The organism is Bacteroidia bacterium, from assembly GCA_041391665.1.
Taxonomy (GTDB): Bacteria; Bacteroidota; Bacteroidia; order J057; family J057; genus JAGQVA01.
Map to the genome: position 1 here is coordinate 234,013 of JAWKNO010000001.1, position 20,943 is coordinate 254,955.

At 42.5% G+C, this 20,943-nt stretch carries 18 protein-coding genes; 11 read left to right on the forward strand and 7 right to left on the reverse strand.

Annotation, left to right across the window (positions count from 1 at the left end; genetic code table 11):
- Positions 1-113: 113 nt before the first annotated feature.
- From R3D00_00975 to R3D00_01010, 8 genes are all read left to right on the forward strand, one after another.
- On the forward strand, positions 114-989 hold the full coding sequence (locus R3D00_00975; protein ID MEZ4771720.1) for a YicC/YloC family endoribonuclease: 876 nt from the start codon (positions 114-116) through the stop codon (positions 987-989).
- Positions 990-1,004: 15 nt separating this feature from the next.
- Positions 1,005-1,547 carry a DinB family protein gene (locus R3D00_00980; protein MEZ4771721.1) on the forward strand — a complete coding sequence of 181 codons (543 nt, stop codon included), beginning with the start codon at positions 1,005-1,007 and terminating at the stop codon, positions 1,545-1,547.
- The gene (locus R3D00_00985; GenBank protein MEZ4771722.1) at positions 1,540-1,923 is read left to right on the forward strand and encodes a TerB family tellurite resistance protein; all 384 of its coding nucleotides are present in this window, start codon (positions 1,540-1,542) and stop codon (positions 1,921-1,923) included. Before R3D00_00980 ends, R3D00_00985 begins: the two co-directional genes overlap by 8 nt.
- 12 nt (positions 1,924-1,935) lie before the next feature.
- On the forward strand, positions 1,936-2,991 hold the full coding sequence (locus R3D00_00990) for a GNAT family N-acetyltransferase (GenBank protein MEZ4771723.1): 1,056 nt from the start codon (positions 1,936-1,938) through the stop codon (positions 2,989-2,991).
- A gap of 51 nt (positions 2,992-3,042) precedes the next feature.
- Positions 3,043-3,639, forward strand: coding sequence for a hypothetical protein (locus tag R3D00_00995; GenBank protein MEZ4771724.1), 597 nt, complete (start codon positions 3,043-3,045; stop codon positions 3,637-3,639).
- 105 nt (positions 3,640-3,744) lie between these two features.
- Positions 3,745-5,100 carry an MATE family efflux transporter gene (locus tag R3D00_01000; protein ID MEZ4771725.1) on the forward strand — a complete coding sequence of 452 codons (1,356 nt, stop codon included), beginning with the start codon at positions 3,745-3,747 and terminating at the stop codon, positions 5,098-5,100.
- Positions 5,101-5,463: 363 nt separating this feature from the next.
- Positions 5,464-6,732 (forward strand): DASH family cryptochrome, encoded by a 1,269-nt coding sequence (locus R3D00_01005; GenBank protein MEZ4771726.1) that lies wholly within the window; start codon positions 5,464-5,466, stop codon positions 6,730-6,732.
- A 99-nt stretch (positions 6,733-6,831) separates the two neighbouring features.
- On the forward strand, positions 6,832-7,881 hold the full coding sequence (locus R3D00_01010; protein ID MEZ4771727.1) for a DUF4249 family protein: 1,050 nt from the start codon (positions 6,832-6,834) through the stop codon (positions 7,879-7,881).
- A 6-nt stretch (positions 7,882-7,887) separates the two neighbouring features.
- Here the strand turns inward: R3D00_01010 and R3D00_01015 are convergent, their stop codons facing one another.
- Positions 7,888-9,237, reverse strand: coding sequence for a hypothetical protein (locus R3D00_01015; GenBank protein ID MEZ4771728.1), 1,350 nt, complete (start codon positions 9,235-9,237; stop codon positions 7,888-7,890).
- A gap of 174 nt (positions 9,238-9,411) precedes the next feature.
- Between R3D00_01015 and R3D00_01020 the strand changes: the two genes are divergently transcribed.
- Positions 9,412-9,804, forward strand: coding sequence for a hypothetical protein (locus tag R3D00_01020; GenBank protein ID MEZ4771729.1), 393 nt, complete (start codon positions 9,412-9,414; stop codon positions 9,802-9,804).
- Here R3D00_01020 and R3D00_01025 read toward each other — a convergent pair.
- The 4 genes from R3D00_01025 to R3D00_01040 all read right to left on the reverse strand — a co-directional run bounded on the left by R3D00_01025 (position 9,801) and on the right by R3D00_01040 (position 13,699).
- Complete coding sequence (locus tag R3D00_01025; GenBank protein ID MEZ4771730.1) at positions 9,801-10,307, reverse strand: T9SS type A sorting domain-containing protein; 507 nt, start codon at positions 10,305-10,307, stop codon at positions 9,801-9,803. The genes R3D00_01020 and R3D00_01025 overlap by 4 nt on opposite strands.
- A 54-nt stretch (positions 10,308-10,361) precedes the next feature.
- The gene (locus R3D00_01030; protein ID MEZ4771731.1) at positions 10,362-11,807 is read right to left on the reverse strand and encodes an endo-1,4-beta-xylanase; all 1,446 of its coding nucleotides are present in this window, start codon (positions 11,805-11,807) and stop codon (positions 10,362-10,364) included.
- A gap of 52 nt (positions 11,808-11,859) precedes the next feature.
- Positions 11,860-12,486, reverse strand: a complete 627-nt coding sequence (locus tag R3D00_01035) for a hypothetical protein (protein ID MEZ4771732.1) — start codon at positions 12,484-12,486, stop codon at positions 11,860-11,862.
- Positions 12,487-12,553: 67 nt separating this feature from the next.
- Complete coding sequence (locus R3D00_01040; protein MEZ4771733.1) at positions 12,554-13,699, reverse strand: malectin domain-containing carbohydrate-binding protein; 1,146 nt, start codon at positions 13,697-13,699, stop codon at positions 12,554-12,556.
- Between the two features lie 357 nt (positions 13,700-14,056).
- Here R3D00_01040 and R3D00_01045 point away from each other — a divergent pair, with 357 nt between their 5' ends.
- Both R3D00_01045 and R3D00_01050 read left to right on the forward strand, forming a co-directional pair.
- Positions 14,057-14,644: a tRNA-(ms[2]io[6]A)-hydroxylase gene (locus R3D00_01045; GenBank protein ID MEZ4771734.1), complete on the forward strand. Its 588-nt coding sequence runs from the start codon at positions 14,057-14,059 to the stop codon at positions 14,642-14,644.
- Between the two features lie 33 nt (positions 14,645-14,677).
- On the forward strand, positions 14,678-18,187 hold the full coding sequence (locus R3D00_01050; GenBank protein ID MEZ4771735.1) for a LamG-like jellyroll fold domain-containing protein: 3,510 nt from the start codon (positions 14,678-14,680) through the stop codon (positions 18,185-18,187).
- Here R3D00_01050 and R3D00_01055 read toward each other — a convergent pair.
- Positions 18,184-19,572 carry a cytochrome P450 gene (locus R3D00_01055; GenBank protein ID MEZ4771736.1) on the reverse strand — a complete coding sequence of 463 codons (1,389 nt, stop codon included), beginning with the start codon at positions 19,570-19,572 and terminating at the stop codon, positions 18,184-18,186. The two genes, R3D00_01050 and R3D00_01055, sit on opposite strands and share 4 nt — an antisense overlap.
- Positions 19,573-19,575: 3 nt before the next feature.
- Positions 19,576-20,928 carry a hypothetical protein gene (locus tag R3D00_01060; protein MEZ4771737.1) on the reverse strand — a complete coding sequence of 451 codons (1,353 nt, stop codon included), beginning with the start codon at positions 20,926-20,928 and terminating at the stop codon, positions 19,576-19,578.
- Positions 20,929-20,943 lie beyond the last annotated feature (15 nt).

The window sequence follows — 20,943 nt, forward strand, 5'->3', positions numbered from 1 at the left end:
AACAGATGTATATTACTATTAAGACGAAAACGTTACTGTAAGTTACAATTAGAATTCGTAAATTTTCACCCTTTAACCAAGAATTAGAAATTCGCTCCGAAAAAGAAGCCTATATGATACAATCAATGACCGGCTATGGAGCCGCTACAAAAGCTTCGGGTAATTATCAGGTTACAGTAGAACTTAAGTCCCTCAACAGTAAGTTTCTTGAATTATCCCTTAAGTTGCCGAGAGTTTATATGAAATATGAACAGCGACTGAGGAATATTCTTTCTCAACAGCTGGTGCGGGGGAAAATTGCGGTGCTCATCAATGTCGAAGTTTTAAGTGCGGACAAAAGGACACTTCAGATCAATAAGGTGCTTGCCAAAAAGTATCTTACAGAAATCCGTAGCCTGGGGCAATACCTGGAAATGGAAAGTGATGTTGATTTGAAGTTTATACTCGAACTTCCCGATGTCATTCCTACAGAAATAGAAAAAGAGGACTCCGAAGAATGGGGGCTGATTCAAACGGCGATGGACGAAGCTTGTCAGCAAATGATCGCCACCCGCAACGAGGAGGGACTGGCACTTGACAAAGATCTGAGTGAATGCTGTGATGCGATTGATGCTGCTTTGGAGGGAATAAAAATTCTTGCACCCAAAAGAATGGAGACCATTCGAGCCAGAATTGACCAAAGCCTGGAAGATATTCGGCATAAAGTAGAAACTGATCAGAACCGGTTTGAGCAGGAGTTGATTTTCTATCTCGAAAAACTGGATATAAATGAAGAAATTGTCCGCCTGGGACAGCATATCAAGTTTTTTCGCGATCTGCAAATCGAAAATAAAAGCAACGGAAAACAGTTGCAATTTCTCTCTCAGGAAATGGGCAGGGAGATCAATACCATCGGCTCCAAAGCAAATGATGCGGAGATTCAGCGACTGGTTGTGGGCATGAAAAATGATCTGGAAAAAATTAAAGAACAGGTGCTAAATATCGTCTAAAGGTAAGATCAGGCTATGGAAATAAAATCCAAACCTCAATTGATCGATGGGCTGGAAAAAAATTTTTCTGACCTGATACGATGGATAGAAAACCAGCCGGGAGAAAAGTTTGAGGCAAATATCCAGCCTGAAAAATGGTCAACCGGTCAGCACCTCGCTCATCTGATCAAAAGTACCCGGCCCGTAAATCTTGTACTTCGGCTTCCCAAATTTGTCCTTCAATGGCGGTTTGGTACAAATAATCGTGAAGAAAAAACCTTCGGAGCACTTGTTGAAAAGTACCATGAAAAATTGGCAGCCGGAGGCACTGCAACCAGCGCGTTTCGCCCTTCCGCAGTTTCGTTAAGCCAGAAAGAGGAAATGCTGTTATCATTTAATCAGGAGCTGAAGAGACTGATAAAAAAAGTAAATCACTGGAGTGAAAAAGATTTGAGTCATTATATTGTGCCGCATCCTTTGCTGGGAAAAATCACTGTTCGCGAACTTATTTTTTTTACCATTTATCATACAGAACACCATCTGAAAATCATTCAAAGAGATTATTCATACAATGCGTAGTAAAGTAAAGTTATACGATGTTTTTGGTGAACTCTTATATGTAGTTGCAATGGCTGATGGGATTATTCAGCCAGAAGAAACACAAAAGCTTGAAGAGCTCATCGCCAGCCATCCATGGGGTGAAGAAATCAAATGGTCTTTTGATTATGAAGTAAAACAAAAGTCTGATGTGGAAGACTTGTATAAAAAGGTGATTCTTTTTTGTCAGGATTATGGCCCAGAACCAGAGTATCAGTTTATGATAGAGGTAATGGAAAAGGTGGCTGAGGCCAGTGCCGGAATTGATCGTCAGGAGCAGGAAGTGGTTGACAATTTTGTAAATGACCTGACCGAAAGATTTCGCAGAGATATTGAAAATATCAATCAAAAAAACTAGTCCTCGAAAATAATGTTTTTCCAAAACCCGGAAGCTATCCGGTTTTATGAACCGGACAAACCGTATGGTTGCTTTTCCAATCTTTCTCCGCATCCGATTGAATTGGATGGGCATTGCTGGCCAACATCCGAACATTATTATCAGAGCAGGAAGTTTATGGAGACAGAGTACCAACTCCTGATCAAAAATCTCGAAGACCCTGTCGATGCCTGGCGAATGACCCGAAAGATGGCCGAAAAAGTACGGGCTGACTGGGATGAGCTGAAAGAAGTTTTTATGAAGAAGGTACTGCTTGCAAAAGCTCTTCAACATAAAATCGTTCGGGAAACTCTCCGCTCAACCCAAAATTTGCCAATCATCGAAGAAGCTGCGGATGATCCTTACTGGGGAACAGGAGAAGACGGAAAAGGAAAAAACCGGCTGGGTGTGCTTTGGATGGAAGTGAGAGAAATGATGCCAGAATACTTCCCAATGAAAAATGTAGATTTTCATTCAGATATTATCCTTGAAAATCAGCGGGTTCGCATTCGTCCTATTACTATTTCTGATGCTGAACTGCTGGAACCTGTTGTGTTGGCCAGTCCGAATCTCACTCCCTATTCTCCAACGCCGATCCATAATCTTGAAGATCTGATTCAAAATATAGAAGTATCCCTTCTCGGAAAACAGAATGGAAACCATTATCCTTTTATTATTTTTGATAAACATACTAATCAGTATGCGGGGTGTACGAGTTTTGGCAATATTTCCAATAAAGACAGACGCCTGGAAATAGGGTGGACATGGCTGGGGAATGTCTTTCAGCGAACGGGCTTAAACCGGCATTGTAAATTTTTGTTGCTCAGCTATGCCTTTGAGGAGTTGGAATTTGAGCGGGTGGAATTAAAGACTGATGCCAGAAATCACAAATCGCGGACGGCCATAGAGGCGATTGGTGCAAAATATGAAGGTGCCCTTCGCAGCCATACACTAATGAGTGACGGCTATCGCAGAGATACCGTGTATTATTCTATTCTGAAAGAAGAATGGCCAACTGTAAAATCGACAGTCTTTGCAGGATATGAATAACCGGTAAAAATGGTATCTTGATATAAATTAACCCTTTAACCCCTGGCAATAATGAAAATAACTACCTTATCCATTGCACTGGTGATTTTCACCTGTATTTCCCTGAAAGGGCAGGACATTCCATCAAAAGAATACCAGATCGCATCCGCTGTGATGGCTGCGCCTGAAGAAGAAAGATCCGGAGCAACAGTATTAGGATTTAATGCAGAAGGAAAACTTGTTACACTACGTGAAGGAACCAACACTTTTATCTGTCTGGCCGACGACCCTACGAGACCGGGCTTTAGTGTTTCTGCCTATCACAAAGATCTTGAGCCATTTATGGCAAGAGGCAGAGAGTTAAAAGATGCCGGTAAAACCAATCAGGAAGTGTTTGATATCCGCGAAGCCGAAGCAAAGGCGGGAACGCTAAAAATGCCTGATCATCCGACAACATTGCATGTACTTTCCGGAAAAGAGGGGCAGTACAATGCTGATACGGGAGAAGTTACGGGTGCTACCCTTCGATATGTAGTTTACATTCCGTGGGCAACTTCCGAATCTACAGGATTGCCACTAAAGCCGATCGTTCCCGGAGGACCCTGGATTATGGATCCCGGGACACATCGTGCGCATATAATGATTTCACCTCCGGCAGACAAACAGTAAAAAAATCGCATCACTTACCGGTTTTCGCAACTTGAGTCTTAACCTGACAATCGTTATTCCGTTTATGAGAATGGATTTAAAAGGTTAAATCAAAATAAAAATTGAATGGCTAATTCGGAAGAACTGGGCACAAAACCGATCGGAAAACTATTGCGTGCTCAGGCGATACCGGCTTCGGTGGGGATTCTTATTATGTCTGTTTATGGGATTGTAGACAGCATTTTTGTGGGGCGATGGGTGGGTACGTTGGGATTAGGTGCAATTACCGTGGTTTTTCCGATTTCCTTTCTGATTTCCTCCATTGGTATGTCGATAGGAATTGGCGGGGCTTCTGTGATCTCCCGCTCTTTGGGGGCGGGCAACCGAGAGCATGCTTTGCTCACTTTTGGAAACCAGGCTACGCTTACATTACTGCTTGCAGTAGTGATGGTGATTTTTGGCTCTTTATTTCAGGAAAGCCTACTTCAGATTTTTGGGGGTAGAGGAGAATTACTTCCCTACGCCAAAGAATATTTTCAAATCATTCTTCTGGGAATTCCATTTTTGGCCTGGGCGATGATGACCAATAATGTGATCCGTGCAGAAGGCGCTGCCCGCTTTGCCATGATGATTATGATTGTACCTGCGGTGGTAAATATTATTCTCGATCCCATATTTATTGCGGGACTTGACATGGGAATAAGTGGCGCTGCCTGGGCGACCACCATTTCCTATATGGCGAGCGCCTTATTTTCTGTCTGGTATTTCACCCGTGGTCCATCTGAGCTTAAGCTGGCGGTAAAAAATCTTTGGCTGCGGTTTTCTGTGGTAAAAGAAATATTTTCTATTGGTGTGGTAACTCTGGTGAGGCAGGGTACCATCAGCGTACTATCCATTGTGTTGAATAATGCACTTTTCAATTATGGTGGAGAGATGGGCGTATCTGTTTATGGTATTATCAACCGGGTGATGATGTTTGCAAATTTCCCGGTTTTGGGCGTTACGCAGGGATTTCTTCCAATTGCAGGTTATAATTTTGGCGCACAAAAAAGGGAGCGGGTGAAAGAGTTGATTTACAAAGCCATAACTTTTGGAACAGGGCTGGCTTTTGTGATCTTTTTAGGTGTGATGTTTTTTGCCCGCCAAATCGCTTCGCTTTTTACAGTTGACGAACAGTTGATCCTGTTAAGTACGCCAGCTATCATGACTGTATTTTTGGCAACACCTACGCTAACAATTCAACTGATTGGTTCTGCTTACTTTCAGTCTATTGGTAAGGCTGTTCCTGCACTGCTGCTTACCATGTTGAAACAGGGCTTTTTCCTGATTCCTTTAGTGCTGATTCTTCCATTATTTTTTGATTTGAATGGTATTTGGTATGCATTTCCGATTGCAGATATACTGTCAGCATCAGTAAATTTTTGGTTTATTCGTGGCGCCATCCGGCAATTAAATAATCCCCTTGCAACCATAACTTCATAAAGAAAAGTCCCGGAAATTTTCCGGGACTCAACATAAACCTATACAGCTAAACAAAAACACAATTTTAAAAACTGGTAACCATTCTCTGCAATCTACCTGACTGTGCATCCCCTCATATGCCTACCGGTTTATCATTTGGATGAAAAAAATATACTGAGGTCACTTTTTTGTATTTTTTTACGGAAGTATAAAGTAATTGGGAATTTCTGCGAAACTTTGCGCGGACTTTGCGGTAATCTGCAAAGGCAGACAGGAAGTTTCGCAGAAGTGTATTTTATGGAAGTTTATAATTCCGCTTTTTTATAAAACACATGCGGTTATAATCTGGTTTATGGTAAAAATTTATTTGAAGTAAATCAGGCTATGAAAACCGCTATTGTATGGTTGAGGGATAATCTTCGGTTGAGTGATAATCATTCACTGCATCACGCAATTTCAGAGAATGATAAGATCCTGCCGGTTTTTGTGATTGATCGCAGATGGCTGGAAAAGGATAGATGGGGTAATGCCCGAATGGGGGTTTTTAGAGCAGATTTTTTATTGGAGTCGCTAAAAGCGCTGCAAAAATCTGTTGAAGATGCCGGAGGAGGATTATGGGTTGAAACCGGATTACCTTCGGAGATCATCTTGCGTTTGGCCAGAGATTTTGGTGCAGATTGTGTGTACACTTCACGGGCTTATACCCATTTTGAAAAAGAAGATGAACAACGCGTCTCAGAGGAAATAAAATTGAAACTGTACGATGAAAGTACCCTGATTCATCCCGACAATCTTCCCTTTTCAGTCAGAGAAATCCCTGATATTTTTACTCAGTTTCGGCAAAAAGTTGAAAAATATTGTCAGGTAAAACCTCCCATTTCTGCACCTTCCAGAATTGATACACCCGTTTTTACCCCAAAAATCATTCCTGATCTGGACTTATTGGGGTACAAAAAAATCCCTAAAGACAATCGGGCTGTGATGACATTTACTGGGGGAGAAGAAGCCGGGAAAAGAAGACTGACCCATTACTTTTATGAGACCCGGTCACTTTCTCATTATAAAGACACACGCAACGGCTTGATAGGGGCTGATTATTCTTCCAAATTTTCGCCATGGCTGGCAAATGGATCACTTTCTCCCAGATATATTTATGCCGAAGTGAAAAAATACGAAGAAGATATAATTAAAAACGAATCAACATACTGGCTGGTATTTGAGCTTTTATGGAGAGATTTTTTCAAATTCATGTCGATGAAATACGGAGCCCGGCTATTTTTTGCCGGTGGAATTTCAGGAAAAAATCCAAATTTTGGTATGAACACAAAACGGTACGAGCAATGGAAATTGGGCAAAACCGGGCAGTTGTTTATCGATGCAAATATGAACGAATTGCGGAATACAGGGTTTATGAGTAATCGGGGACGGCAGAATGTGGCATCATATCTTGTACATAATCTGGGGTTGGATTGGCGGATGGGCGCGTCCTGGTTTGAAAGTATGTTGATCGACTATGATCCTTGCAGCAATTACGGCAACTGGCAATATGTGGCGGGAGTAGGCAATGATCCGAGGGAAAACAGAGTCTTTAATCCCCTTTCGCAAAGTGCGCGATATGATCCAGAGGGTGAATTTCAGGTTTTGTGGAAATGAGTATTTCGTATATATGAAATCGCCTGACAAATTTAACCCACGCTATTTTCGTCAAATTTCCGTAATTTCATTTATCACAGATGGTAATAATCTCCCCGGATGAAGAAGCTATACCCGCTGATTTTTTGCCTGACCATATTTGCCTGCTCGGAATCTGTTCAGATCAACGCCCCTTATAAAGATATTTGGGTTGTATATGGTGTGTTGAATGCACAGGAAGATTTCCAATATATCCGTGTTTCTCTGGCTTTTCAGACTGAAGAAAATGCATATGATTATGCTGCTGCCAATGACCAGAGCGTCAAAGGGTTGAAAGTCTCACTTGAAGACGATAGTGGTAAAGTATTTGATGCTGTGCAGATTGATAGTGTCCAGAAGGATACTTCAAATGGTGATTTCGCTCCGTATGCTACATTTTATCGTTTTCATACTCAAGGCATTGATCGGTTACAGGAGGAAAAAGTATATCGCCTCAGGATAGAGGACCCAAAGGTCCCCGGCTTTTTTCTCACAGCAACTACCCGTATTCCGCCGCAACCGCGAATTACAGCCCCCCAGGTTACAATTACCCAGGGCAATAAATGCCTGCCGATTGTTCCTTTTGAAGACAGTGTTTATGTTTATTTCAACAAACATAGGGGAGAAGTACGCACAGCCGCTATGCGATATGAGATACAGATTCGCCTGAATTTCTGGAAAAATGGCATTCGTAGGACCTACAAAACCCGCCCGACGCGTCTGTTTAATGATGATGTTGCCTGTGCTCAGACCGGCGACAATGCGCTTTGTTATCAGTTTCAGGATGGCGTATTGATTACCAGAATGAAAGGGGCGTTTTCTGATCAAAACTCCCGGTATATATTTGAAGATAGTCCGGTGTGTGGAACGCCATGGACCGATTTACCCGATTTTGTCGAATTACAGGTTACGGCTATTGATACATTCCTCTCCCGGTATATTATATCCAATGATCCTGCATATCTGAATCTCAATACGATACGGTGGGAGTATAGCAATATCTCCGGTACAGCTTCTGCCGTAGGAATATTCGGCTCTGTCGCTTCAGACCGTGAGGCAGTTGGAATATCGCCCTGCGCTTTATATCTTTTAGGACTTACACCAGATGCCCCTGCAAACATTTGTGACTAAAGAAACTCAATTGAGGTATTTTTCCATATACCTATACTTTTCTGTAAAGCTACCTTTCCAGAGAATAACAGCATTTGCTACGGATTCTGGTAGTCCGGATTGGTCAGGAGAATCGGCCGTATAGTCTGCGGAAGTGATACCTGAAATAACAGGAGAAATATCATTACTGAATTGCCGGGAAGCGTCAGCGGAAAATTCACAAGGAAGGTTTGTTACAGCCATAACGGCAATTCCTTCTCCTTCAAAGCCATCTGAACTTTTTCCTGTCAGGGGATTGTAGATAAAAACCGGATTGTCAATCCATGTTTCATGTGAAAAGTGAATCGCACCTTCCGGATCGCAGGAAATGTCTCCAATTACCTTCAGGCTTCTATGATTTTTATACCATTTTGCCGCATTTTCACGTGTAATCAGCCGGGGGTATCTGGGCGACCAGATGATACAATTCATCATCAGGGTAACGTAGGGGAATATATTTTCCAGATTTGATTCAAAGTGTTGAGGCTCACTGAGATAAATTTGGAAAAAATCATCAGGTAAAAGATTTTTTGAGAAAAAAGGCGAGGACTCTTTTACCTTAAACATTTCAGGAATATCCAGAATCAGCTGGTAAACTTGAAACCGGGATCCTGTAGCGTATATTTCTGGTAGTTCGTCTGTCGTGATCGTTTGTACGGGGAGTAGGTTAAATATCTCCTGAGCACCGGTGCTGGTTTTGCCATTTCCCAGAAAGCAGCATATTACAGGAGGGATTTCTTTAGGAGTACCTTCTCTCTGTATTTTTTTTCCCAGATCTGCCAGCATCGTTTTTATTTCCCTCAGATCTTCTTTTTCAATAGATTGAGGAACCCGTGTAAATAGATTTTCGATGCCGGCAATCTTTAATCTTTGGCCTAAAGTCCAAAGCGAATCAATCATTCCGGCATAGCCAGCGAAATAAGTAAATGCAGTAATGATCCTTTGTTGTTTTTCATTGACGACCAGTTCAAAATCTATCAATGTACAGTTTTTGTCGATGAGGGTCTGTAGCAGTCGCCGGTTTTTCAGCTGGCCTTTATGTGTATGTGAAAAAAACATATAAGCCTTTCCGGGCAGAATAAAGGCAGGATCAATTTCTTTTAGTCCGAAAATGATATGCGCTGCTGACAAATCTTCATTTATTTCTGCTCCTGCCTGCTCATACGTTTCATCATCAAAAATACGTTTTTTTTCTCCTGTGTCAGGATTTCTGGCAGGTTGAACAATTACGTTTACACCATTCTGGGCAAGTTGGTGTACCAGTTCAGGTACAAGAGCTACACGTTTTTCCCCACGTTTGCTTAAATCTTCTCTTCTTATGCCGATAATATTTTCCATATTTGTAGTCCTTATTACCCCGCAAGTTATGAATTAATCATATATCGCTATGAGACAGTATAGAAATAATTGTGTGGGGATAAGTAGAAAATCAGTAACTTTTGAAACCTTACTGCGTCATAATAATAACACGATCGTTGAAAGATACGACTGAAGAAACTCATCCTAAAGAATATGAAAACGTTTAAGCGAATTGCAATTATCACATCCGTCATTATTGTCCTTGCCGGACTTATATACGGAGGTGTAGCTGTTTTTGGTAGTTATAGCTCAGGTAGCCGTGTAGGAAAAATTGTCAAATTCAGCAAAAAGGGATTTATCTTTAAAACGTATGAGGGTCAGTTGAATGTAGGTGGATTTGCGAAAGATGAGGCTGGCGATATTTCTCCTAATGTATGGTCATTTTCTGTTTATAGAGGCTCCGAGGATATCCGCGAAGCCATTGATGATGCCATGGATAAAGGAGAAGAGGTAAAGCTTCACTATCACGAAAAATTCTACCAGTTTGACTGGAGGGGAGATACCAAGTATTTTATCTATAAGGTAGAAAGTGTGGACAAAAATTAGGGTTCATTCACGATAAACTTACTTCTGGCAGACCAGTTTTCTCCCTGCACAACAACAATATACATGCCCGGGGCTAAGTTTTGTACGGAATGCTCCATAATCGCCAATGGTGAAATCATCCCCCGGAATACATTTTCAACTGTTTTTCCCTGAAGATCAGTGATATAAATATCTGCATACCTGGTGGTATGTTCGCTTATAGTTATAAAAATCTTATCCTGTGTGGGATTGGGAAAAAGCGTCATCTTAACAGATGGAAGCATGTCTTCGACGGCAGAAGTTCCTCCGCTGATATATATGACTGTATCTTTGGCATCGGGAGTAAAGTTGAGGGGAACTTTTTCTCCGGAAGGCAGCGTTAATTCGTATTCTCCATAAAATCCGCGAAATTCAAACAAGCCATTTTCGGAAGTAGTGCCGCTGGCATTGGTTGTCCATACCTCATGAATAAGGTGATAAACAGTATCCGCCGCATGTTTGGAGGATTTGTCATCGTTAAACATCCCCGCATTTGCGATCCAGTGTCTTCCATCCCAGAATCCCCAAAATAGAAAACCTTATACAGAAGGGTGCGAAAATGCGATTCGCATCATCTGTCCGAATGCTTCTGCCTGTTGCTGGTCAGTGATATTTTTTTGTTGAGGATTGATATCGTATTCGGTTATTTTGACAGGAAGTCCGAGACTGGCAATAAAATCGAGTTTCATGCGGATGGCCCACCAAGGGTTGAGATCCCAGAAGTGGCCCTGAACGCCAACGCCATCGACAGGGGCACCCTGGTCGATCAGCTTTTTTACCATGTGGTGATATCTTCCCCGGTCGCCTCCGCTATTGATGATGGAATAATCATTGATGTAAAGTTTGGCGGAAGGGTCAGCTTCTCTGGCCCATTTAAATACCAGATGGTTAATGGTATCTCCGGTAATTTGGGAAACCACTTTTTCATGTACCGGTTCGTTGACAACATCATATTCCTTTATAATACCCTGGTAATGAATAACATCTCGTTTTATTCTTCTTTCAATCCGGGCCATAAGGGTATCTTTGGGAAGACCCCAAAGCCAGGCCGGGGATTGCCAGTTTTTATTGCCGCCCCAAAGCAGTGCATGTCCACGCAAATCCCATCCTTGCTGTTGAGCCCAATTGAGATAGTAATCCACATCGGTATAGTCTGTAACTCCACTGGAAGGTTCCATATAGGGCCATTTGAAGGCATTTTCGAAAACCCCGCTGTTGAAATAGGCAGTTGCAGTCTGTCGATACCAGGTTTCGTCGGCATTGATGGTTTTATTGAGTGTGAGGGCTGTTCCCCAGTCAAAATAATGTTTTTTTAGTGTGGCGGAGATATTTTTTCCAGTTATGGGAGTGCCGGTACTATCAAGCACGGCAATAGAAAAATCACCTTTCCGGATAGTGTCTATTCTCGATTCTGCCTGTTGGTACCAGTTGTCATCTACCATTTTTCCGGTTGGCACCAACTCCACATCATCTACATAATAGGTTCCTGTATCCGCACCGACATAAATGCCAAGGCGAATGTCGGAAGTATTGGAAGGCGCGGCAAAATTCGTTTCATACAGTTCCCATTTGTTGTTGACATCATAATAGACCTGATCATATACATTATAGGGCGGGCTGTTTTTGGAGAGATTGGCAACGGCAAATTTGTCTGGACCTTTTTGTTTCATCCAGAATTTCAGGTGTAGTTCCTGACCTGAGGTAACGGCAAAACCAGGTGTGTATTGAAGTTGAATATGCCAAATCCTGTCGTAGGGAGAGGCGGTTCCAGTGTTCACTTGTGTGACGTGAATTTGTGCGGCTTTTGTTCCGGAATGGGTCTGATCCGCATTATATGAGATGGTTGCGGAATAGCCATTTCCTGTATCAGACCAAAGAAACCAGTTGGAGCCAGAATTTTCAAATCCTCCGTTTAGGATAAGATTCTGTGCGGGGGAGAATAAGGCCAGAAATAAGACCAGAGAGAAAATAGTCAGCGTTTTCATAAAGGTTAAAAGGATTGAATTGAATCAACCATTCACCTACGGCAGCTTATGATCATACCAGCTCTTTTAATGGTTTGTTGATTAATTCTCCGTCAATAGGGACTTTCCCGGAGGCATAATCTTCATGCGAAAAAGGCGCAAGGTTTTCCATCGGTGGAAGATACTCGCCATTTACGATAATATCCAGAACAATTCCACTTTGCGGAGCGCGGATGATTTTTAAGTTCGTGGAAGGAAAGAATGGCAGATTTTGTTTATACAGATATTTTCCGATAAGAAATAAGGTTTTGTTTTCTCCGACGTCGAGAAAATAGCCGATTCCCATCTCCTCATCTTCCTCAATTTCTATGGCATGTGTGGGATCACATTCGGTCACTTCTACGATTCCTGTTTGAAGATCTTTTCCCACAAAAGAGTTTCGCCATTGTATTTTTTCCCGCCAGACGAGGATGACCGTTGTGATCGTCGTAAGCGAAATCCACAAGATGATGATGGGTTTGTTGGTCATAAGATGCAGATGAAAGATCTCATCTGACAAAAGAAGTGGAATAAAACTCAGCATAAAGATGAACATCCATTTTAACATGGCGCCCTCCATCCACTTCCAAAGACCTGGAATATGTTTGTTTAACGTGACTCTTTCAGCCGGGGTAAGTTCTCTTTTATAAATGTGAATCATTGCTGGACTTCACTGTAAAATACTAATATAGTTAAATGGAGGATTATATAAGAAATCTTGCTTAAGTTTATTCACGTACGACCATTTTTTCCCAGCGGGTAATACCATTTCCCGATATTCTAATCATATAAATACCTTGTGGTAAGTCAGAAACATTCAGTGAAACGGGTGTATTGGCTCCTGCCTGAGCGACCTGGTGAATGGCCGGCTTTGCGAGTTTGCCTTGGGTAGAGAGAATAGAAATGGTAAATGTTTGAGTTTCATGTGTCAACAGTGTAAGCGTAGCCTCATGGCGGGTGGGGTTAGGGAACAGTTGGGTAAGTATCGGTGCTTCAACACTTGCTATGGTCACCTCAGTCAAAAAACTATAATGAACAGAGCCGTCGAGATCTGTCTGACCAAGGCGAAAGGTATGAGTGCCAGGGGTTAGGGCTTGAGTATCAAAAGAATAATTAGTGGAAGAGGAACTACTTCCTACACCTTTTATAAAACCGATAGAATAGAAAACGCCTTTTTCGTTTGCTTTCTGAATGTCGAACCCAAAATTGTTATTTTCTGAAGCGGTTGTCCATGAAAGTCTGGCTGCCTGATTCTGAATAGGTTTTGCTGTAAAATCGATAAGCTCGACAGGAAGTATATTCCCTGAATTGATGTGGAAAATCGATGTGGATGGCGGGAAAGAAGAAGGATCCCCAAATTTCTTTACTTCAAAAGCCGATATTTTAGGATCACCCACAACTTTTATGAAGGTCACGTCAATGTCGCCATCGACTCCAACCACAACATCGTATCTGTACACGAGCGCAGCAGCGGGACCTACCAGGGCATGTATATTGAGACTATCGAGAATTCTCACGCCTTCCACTTCAACATGAAAAATCCTGCTTTGATTTCCTCCGCTGGGATTGGTATTACCCGCACCGTGATAAATCTCTGCAAAGTGAAGGTAAAGGGTATAAGTTTGCCCGGCTACTATGTCCGGGTCAGCAATGGAATACGTAAAGGATGCCGTTGGCGAAAAACACTCAGACAAGTAGATACTATCGTAAGTTGTATTACTGATAAAGGGGTTTGCAGACTTAATGTAGGAATTGGATCCCGACGGACAGCCATAAGTGCCCGCGTCAAATTCAATCGGCAATGATGCCATTACAGGTTGGAAATATGTGAAGATCAGTATAGCCAGGAGGGTAGAGGAAAAAGTTCTGATCATATTTGCAAGGTTTGATTTAGTGTGAAATACGCAAGAAAATTGGAGATTTGCGACATCTTTGTAATTATTCTTTCATGTCGATTTCTGTAGTTTACCTTTGTTTTATACGAATAATAGTATTTAAAATGTTATGCAATATACGAAAAATAAAATATCCACCAAATTATAACATGTAAATCTTCATGTAAACTTTTTGCCTTTTTGCAACAAAAATTCAAATCGGCCTTTTCTATTAAAATAAATCGCTATTTGGCAGTAGGTTTACGGTTGGCAAAAATTGTTTTTCCGCTAAAGATTGGGATGGATGGGGGACAAGTATTATTTTTCCGTTGTAGATTATCTGTTATAGTACCAGTTATGTTGCGATTAAAAATGAAAACAGATCCTCTGTGGGTCAAACACATTGTGGAGAGGAATATACAGGAAATCCTGACGGATCATGCTTATTGTGAACAGAAGGCTGCTTCTACGGCAATTTCCCTTATTATTCAGTATCCTGAATTTCCTGACCTGGTAGAAAAAATGGCGGATCTGGCTCAGGAGGAAATGGGGCATTTTCGCATGGTACACAAAAAAATTGTGGAAAGAGGCTATGACCTCGGAAAAGAGAGGAAGGATTCTTATGTAAATGAGCTGGTAAAATTTATTCGCCAGAAGGGTAAAGGAAAGGAAGAAAGCCTGGCCGACAAGTTATTGTTTGCCGCAATGATTGAAGCCCGCAGTTGTGAACGCTTTAAAGTCCTGTCCGAAAATATTGATGATCAGGATCTGTCTGACTTTTACAACAAGCTTATGATCTCTGAAGCGAGGCATTACACCATGTTTATTAAGCTTGCCCGTGATCTTTGCCCCAATATTGATGTGGACAAGCGTTGGCAGGAGTTTCTGGACTATGAGTCCGATGTGATTTCCCGTTACGGCAAAAGTGAACAGATTCACGGCTGATCCTTGATAAAATAAACGACCAAACCCTAACCAATGACTACCTTTCGTTTACCCATAACCGGGCTAATGCTGATATTTTCGGTGTTATCCGCTTTCTCTCAATCTTCTTCTGATACAGTTTTTGTTCAAACATTTACTTTTGACGATCCGAGTCCTATCGGATTTTCTGCGCCTTACCGGGGCTCTTTCCAGTTTCCTGCTCCCCAGGAGTATCAAAAAATCCTGATGTATTATACGCTCAAATGTGATCCAAAAACCAGTCAGGACAATTATCACTGTGGGGAATGGGATTATCTCACTTATACTTTTGTAGTAGATTCGAGTGGCGTAATGGATTCTACCGCAAAATCTAATGCCAATTTCCGGCTTTTTTCCGGTGGTACGCCAGATTCACTCAGCTATACTACTCAGCCTTCGTATTCCTGGTACCAGGATTTACAGCAGTCGGTTGTTTACACAGATACTATTTCCTTCAGCAACTCAATAGTTGGTGCTGGTAACACACCCGCTGCATTTCCTTTTTCAACCCATGATGTCGTTGGACGGGCACAGTTTCTCTGGACGGCCGCCGAACTTTCCGGTGCGGGGCTTTCTGCCGGGAATATTACGGGAATAAAACTCAATATCTCTTCCATTGGAAGTGAAGCCCGCAATCTCACCATCCGGCTAAAACATTCTCTCCTCGATTCTCTTTCAGCTGATAACTACGAAGAAACTGGTTTTACAGAGGTTTACCACCTCAATACCTCTCCGGGAAGTAATGGCTGGATGGATCTCAATTTTGCTCAACCTTTCAACTGGGATGGTACATCAAATATCGCAGTGGATTTTGCTTATGAAAATCTGCAGGCAGGTACTTCTGCTTCTGTATTGTCTGAAAATGTGGGTTTTCCCGCAGGGGTAGTGGCTTCCGGAAATGATTATTTTCTCGACTTTGATGGCGCATCTGATGTTGTAAACATGGGAACCGGACCTCAGATAACAGGAGGCGCCCCCCGTACCATCGAAGCATGGGCCTATACAGAAAGTTTCAACGGCGGGGGTCTTTTCCAGGCTGGTCCTACAGGAACTACGGGCGCAGATTTTTCTTTTCGTACCATGGGTACGACAAATCTTTGGCGTTTTCAGATGTGGGGCACACCTGATTTTGATGTAACCCTTCCCGGAAGTCTCAACAACTGGCATCACTACTGCGTAACTTTTGACGGTTCTGTCGCCAAGGTGTACTATGACGGGCAGTTTATTCAGCAAAAAACAGTTTCTATCAATACCGGTATCAGCGCATTTCGCATTGGCGAATGGTCTGGAACACGATTTAATGGAAAAATAGACGAGGTGAGGGTCTGGGATAAAGCACTTCCTGCTTCGACTATTGCCAATTGGATGAACCGCACCATAGACCCTTCGCACCCCAATTATGGAAACCTGGTTGGCTATTACCCTTTTAATGAAGGAACAGGATTAGTGGCAAATGACGAATCGGGAAATGGCTATCACGGAACACTTCAGGGCGTTCCCGGCTGGCAGCGGGCCGCCGCAGAAAATTATTCAAGAAATATTTCAGCTACATCGGTCAGGCCCAATATTATTTTTGAACAGGGCGTTTTTTCTACCACTATCAATACCGTTGTCTCGGTTGACTCTTTTCAAAATGCTCCGGTTCAGATAATTCTCTATGGAAATCCATCCGGACCGTATATCATCCCTGATAATTCTCCCAATCACCCATCCATTCCTACCGACACCATTCTGATCTGGGAAGCAGGGAAATATACATTTGTGTATGACCTCTCCGGCAATATTGTGGACTCTGTTTTTGTGTCTTCCGAAAATACGCTTTACAGAAACGATCACCGGTATTTCAGCAATATCGTGCGCTATGAGATCGGCCGATACATTACGCCTTATGGCATTAATCTCGATCTGGGTCCGGGAGGAACGCGGTGGGTTTTTGATGTAACGGATTATGCGCCACTTTTTCATGACTGGGTGTATCTCGAAGCGGGAAACAATCAGGAATTGCTTGATCTTCAGTTTGTGATGATTAAGGGCACACCGCCGCGGACTGTGAGGAAAATCGAGAATCTCTGGGATGGGAGTTTTTCCTACGCATCCTTGTTTAATGATACCCAGGGCAAAGCGATATCGAAATATCTCGATCCGGCGGCTTCTATGTGGCGGATTAAGACACTTACCAGCGGACATGGTTTTGGCGGTACGAATACAGACAATTGTGCTGAGTTTTGTCCGCGCGACCATCGTCTGGATATCAATGGTGTTACGCAGTTTCAGTGGAATCTTTGGAAAGAATGTGGCGACAACTTTGTGTATCCACAGGGAGGAACCTGGGTATATGACCGCGCCGGATGGTGTCCGGGCGCAATCGTGCCCTATTATGATCACGAACTTACCCCGTTGGTAAATCCGGGAGATACGGTTGTCATAGACTATGGAATAGAAAACCCCGCTCCATTTGTGGCAGGCGGAAATTATGTGCTTCGTGCACAATTGGTCACTTACGACCAGCCTAATTTCAGTCTTGAGGCATCGGTCGAAGAAATACTTTCTCCCAACAGCGACAAAAGATTTAGCCGGAGAAATCCGGTTTGTGGTAATCCCCGAATAATTATTCGCAATAATGGCTCAACACCTCTTACCAAACTGCTGATTACCTACGGGGTAAAAAATGGGTTTATGCCCTGTTACTTCCGTTGGGAAGGCAATCTTGAATTTCTTGAAAGTGAAGAAGTGGAGCTTCCTCTTTTCAACTGGACAGGCCTGAATCAGTCCGATCCGGTATTTTTTGTAGCACTTAGCGACCCCAACAATGGTACAGACGAGAATCCTGAAAATGACTATATGGAAGTCCCGTTTGAAGTAACCCCACAGCTGGTCAATGGTATGTATCTGGAAGTCAGGACAAATGGTGCAGCCAGGGAAAATTCTTATTCAGTGAAAGATGTGGATGGAAATACAGTGTTTCAGCGGACGAATCTCACCAATTATACTGTTTACCGCGACACATTGAATCTTAGCAATGGTTGTTATGTGTTTCATTTTCGCGATGATAATTACTTTGATGATTTTGATGGAAATGACGGCATTTCCTGGTGGGCCAACAACGATGGTATCGGATATGTAAGATGGCATAACGCTACCGGCTCTGTTTTAAAAACATATAACCCTGATTTTGGCTCAGATATTTATGAGCAGTTTACCATTGGGTATATTATCGGTCAAACCTTTGAAGGGATTCAGTGTGATCCGGGAACAGCGATTGCCAATCCGGAGGCAGCCGGTGAAATCAGTGTTTACCCAAACCCTTCAACCGGAGAGTTTCAACTAGAGGTAAAACTCGATAAGGCCGAAGATCTTGATATAGAAATACTTAACACTCTGGGGATGCAGGTTTTCAGGAACAGGTATCGTCAGGTACAGGAAAAAACATTTACCCTTAACCCAGGCTTAAGTGCGGGGGTATATATGGTAAGCGTAAGGACAGTTTCCGGTGTTTTTGTGCGTACCATTCAGATCATAAACTAAAGCGGATTTCTCGCTTCGAGGGTCATTTTGATTCCATATTTGGGTTGCAGTCCTGGTGCAGAGTAGGGTTGCACCTTATGTGTGGGTACAGATTTCAGCCGGTACTTTTGTCCGATCATTGCCAGAGAGAAAACCGCTTTCATATAGGCAAATCCTTCTCCTATACATTGCCTGCCCCCACCACCAAAAGGGAAATAGGCAAATTTGGGTCGGTTGTTTACTTTTTCAGGCAGGAAATGATCAGGGTTAAATTGATCGGGAGTATCCCAATATTCGGGATTTCGGTGTGTTACATATGGACAGAGCAGTATGGGCGAGTTTTCGGGAATCACAGCATCCCCGAAGGTATCAGATTCAAAATTTGTGCGGAAAAATATCCATACTGGTGGATAAAACCGAAGCGATTCCTGAAATATTCTTCGGGTAAGATCCAGTTTGGGGTAGTCTTCAAATGTAGGTGTTCTGCCATTGAGGACGGTGTCAATTTCTTTATGAAAAGCTGCCTCTATTTCCGGATGTTGAGCCAGAAGATGCCATGTCCAGGCAAGTCCCATGCTGGTGGTATCGTATCCGGCAACAAAGAGAGTAACAATTTCGTCGCGAAGTTGAAGGTCACTCATGCCCTCATGAGTTTCTTCATCCCGGATTGCGAGGAGCAGGTTTAGCAGGTCATTTTTTTGGGTGGGATTTGCCCGGCGCTCCTCAATCAGCCGATATGCCATATTATCCAGTTGTTTGAGAATTTTTCCTGCTGCTCTGGCTCCTGGAAGCGGAAATGATTCGGGAAGAAAGAATGTGAATACCCGGTAGTTGAGATGCTGTTGAAGTTTTTGCACTGCCATGCCCAATTCTCTTCCTTCTGATGATCCGATACTTTCTCCAAACATGCTATGGGCAGAAATATCCATAGTCAGTCTGAGCATTTCCTTATCGATCATAAAAGATTTTTTTTCCAATTCAAGGGTTGACCAGGCACTGAGCATCATATTGATACGGGCGGTAACGTCTTCGGCGAGGGAAGCAATTTTTTGATGCGAAAATGCAGGTTGCATGAGTCTTCGCTGGTTACGCCATGAATGCCCCTCATTTGTCGCCAGTCCATTTCCCAATAAAAACTTTGCTCTTCCGAGCATCGGGCCTTTCCAATAGTTTCGTTGATTGGTTGCCAGGATTTGCCGTACATCTTCCGCAGCTGTGACGAGATATAGTTGAATGCCTAAAATCGGCAAACGCACAATACCCTGGTACTTTTGACCTACTTCAACGAGAAACTTAAATGGATTTTTTATCAACCCGGGAAGAATACCGATAAAAGGCAAACCCGATGGGCCATTGATTTTTGGTTTTTGTTTTATCTGACTTCTGGAAATAGAGGATGATTCCATAGTTTACCGATAAATAGGGGAGTTGATCAGATTATTGCCCATATTTTCTGCATCTACATCATTGTAGATCGTATTAAAAATCGCTCCATAAGCGACTTCTTTCAGAATTTTTGCAAAGAGATGGCTATCATCTATGGCGCTAAAATCGGTTTTAACACCAATACGCTGAATACCATTGGCTTTCATTTGTTTTAATTTTCCCAGGAGTGTTTCTTTTGTTTCTAATCCATTGGCAGCCTGACCAAACAATTGTATAAACTCTTCGCAAATGGCTGCTTCATTAGCAATACCTGAAGCTTCCAATAACATTTGTAATCCCGAATCTCCCAGCAAAATTCCGTTGGGGGCTTTTGCTTTTCGGTCAATTTCAATATCTCCTATATCATCCCCTGATCTGACAACCAGCTCAAAAAAGCGAATGAGGCGAATCATTTGAGGATTATTGAGCAGTATTTCCCGAGGGGTTGTATTGCCTGGTTTTCGGAGAAGACCAAAAGTTTCAGAAACCCGGTCATAATAAATCGGAGATCTAATGATCATATATTGACTGACGGCTACCATCAGTAAGCCTTGATTACGGAGAATACCTCTGGCAACCGCATGCAAAGGCGAATCTTTACCTGAATAGGAAGTTTCGCATATGGAGTCTATATAATCAACCGGACGTGGATATTGAACAGACTCAAAAACGCCTTTATTAAAAGCATTACTTGCTATTTGCTCATTGGTGAGCACATCTGCTACCGTGTAAAGCAGGTCGCTGATCTCCTGTTCCGAAGACTTTGCTTTTTTATGAAGTTCAATTAAAGGAATAAGCAGACGAAGGGCCTGTAGTCCATTTTCTTCCACCATTTTATCAGAAACGATCCGGCTTTCCAATACCAGATGCAACATCTTATGAATCTTCTTAAGATAGATATCCGGATGATCGATCAGTTGTGCTCTTGCAAGGTCAATCAGCTGCTTGACGGCTGTTTCCTCATTATGCGAATTGTACTCATCGATAATCTGGTCAAACAGAAACGCAGTAAACTCCGGCGCAAGTAGCTGGTATTGAAGTTTTCTGTAAGCCAACTTTTGCCGGATGCCCGTGATGTTGCTGGGAAAATCAGGCATTAACACAGGATCCTCAAGGATTCTGTTTCTGATAATGAGTGAATATAAGATAGGCTTAGGTGCGATCTGAGCTGCAGTAAGTTTTGCATACGTGGGAGAGAATCCCATCTTCTCCAGATCTTCAACTAAAAATCGAATAGAAAAACGAATTTGCTCTTCCGCTTCCTGGGCGAGTTTATCGATCTCCTCATCACGGAACTTATCCCTTAACATGATGGAATAAATAGCGCGTAAATCCATGCTTTCCGGCATTAC

Bases quoted from the DNA above. Each gene is read 5' to 3' on its own strand.
- R3D00_00975 (MEZ4771720.1), top strand. From the start codon at position 114: ATGATACAATCAATGACCGGCTATGGAGCCGCTACAAAAGCTTCGGGT.
- R3D00_00980 (MEZ4771721.1), top strand. From the start codon at position 1,005: ATGGAAATAAAATCCAAACCTCAATTGATCGATGGGCTGGAAAAAAAT.
- R3D00_00985 (MEZ4771722.1), top strand. From the start codon at position 1,540: ATGCGTAGTAAAGTAAAGTTATACGATGTTTTTGGTGAACTCTTATAT.
- R3D00_00990 (MEZ4771723.1), top strand. From the start codon at position 1,936: ATGTTTTTCCAAAACCCGGAAGCTATCCGGTTTTATGAACCGGACAAA.
- R3D00_00995 (MEZ4771724.1), top strand. From the start codon at position 3,043: ATGAAAATAACTACCTTATCCATTGCACTGGTGATTTTCACCTGTATT.
- R3D00_01000 (MEZ4771725.1), top strand. From the start codon at position 3,745: ATGGCTAATTCGGAAGAACTGGGCACAAAACCGATCGGAAAACTATTG.
- R3D00_01005 (MEZ4771726.1), top strand. From the start codon at position 5,464: ATGAAAACCGCTATTGTATGGTTGAGGGATAATCTTCGGTTGAGTGAT.
- R3D00_01010 (MEZ4771727.1), top strand. From the start codon at position 6,832: ATGAAGAAGCTATACCCGCTGATTTTTTGCCTGACCATATTTGCCTGC.
- R3D00_01015 (MEZ4771728.1), bottom strand. From the start codon at position 9,237: ATGGAAAATATTATCGGCATAAGAAGAGAAGATTTAAGCAAACGTGGG.
- R3D00_01020 (MEZ4771729.1), top strand. From the start codon at position 9,412: ATGAAAACGTTTAAGCGAATTGCAATTATCACATCCGTCATTATTGTC.
- R3D00_01025 (MEZ4771730.1), bottom strand. From the start codon at position 10,307: ATGTTTAACGATGACAAATCCTCCAAACATGCGGCGGATACTGTTTAT.
- R3D00_01030 (MEZ4771731.1), bottom strand. From the start codon at position 11,807: ATGAAAACGCTGACTATTTTCTCTCTGGTCTTATTTCTGGCCTTATTC.
- R3D00_01035 (MEZ4771732.1), bottom strand. From the start codon at position 12,486: ATGATTCACATTTATAAAAGAGAACTTACCCCGGCTGAAAGAGTCACG.
- R3D00_01040 (MEZ4771733.1), bottom strand. From the start codon at position 13,699: ATGATCAGAACTTTTTCCTCTACCCTCCTGGCTATACTGATCTTCACA.
- R3D00_01045 (MEZ4771734.1), top strand. From the start codon at position 14,057: ATGTTGCGATTAAAAATGAAAACAGATCCTCTGTGGGTCAAACACATT.
- R3D00_01050 (MEZ4771735.1), top strand. From the start codon at position 14,678: ATGACTACCTTTCGTTTACCCATAACCGGGCTAATGCTGATATTTTCG.
- R3D00_01055 (MEZ4771736.1), bottom strand. From the start codon at position 19,572: ATGGAATCATCCTCTATTTCCAGAAGTCAGATAAAACAAAAACCAAAA.
- R3D00_01060 (MEZ4771737.1), bottom strand. From the start codon at position 20,928: ATGGATTTACGCGCTATTTATTCCATCATGTTAAGGGATAAGTTCCGT.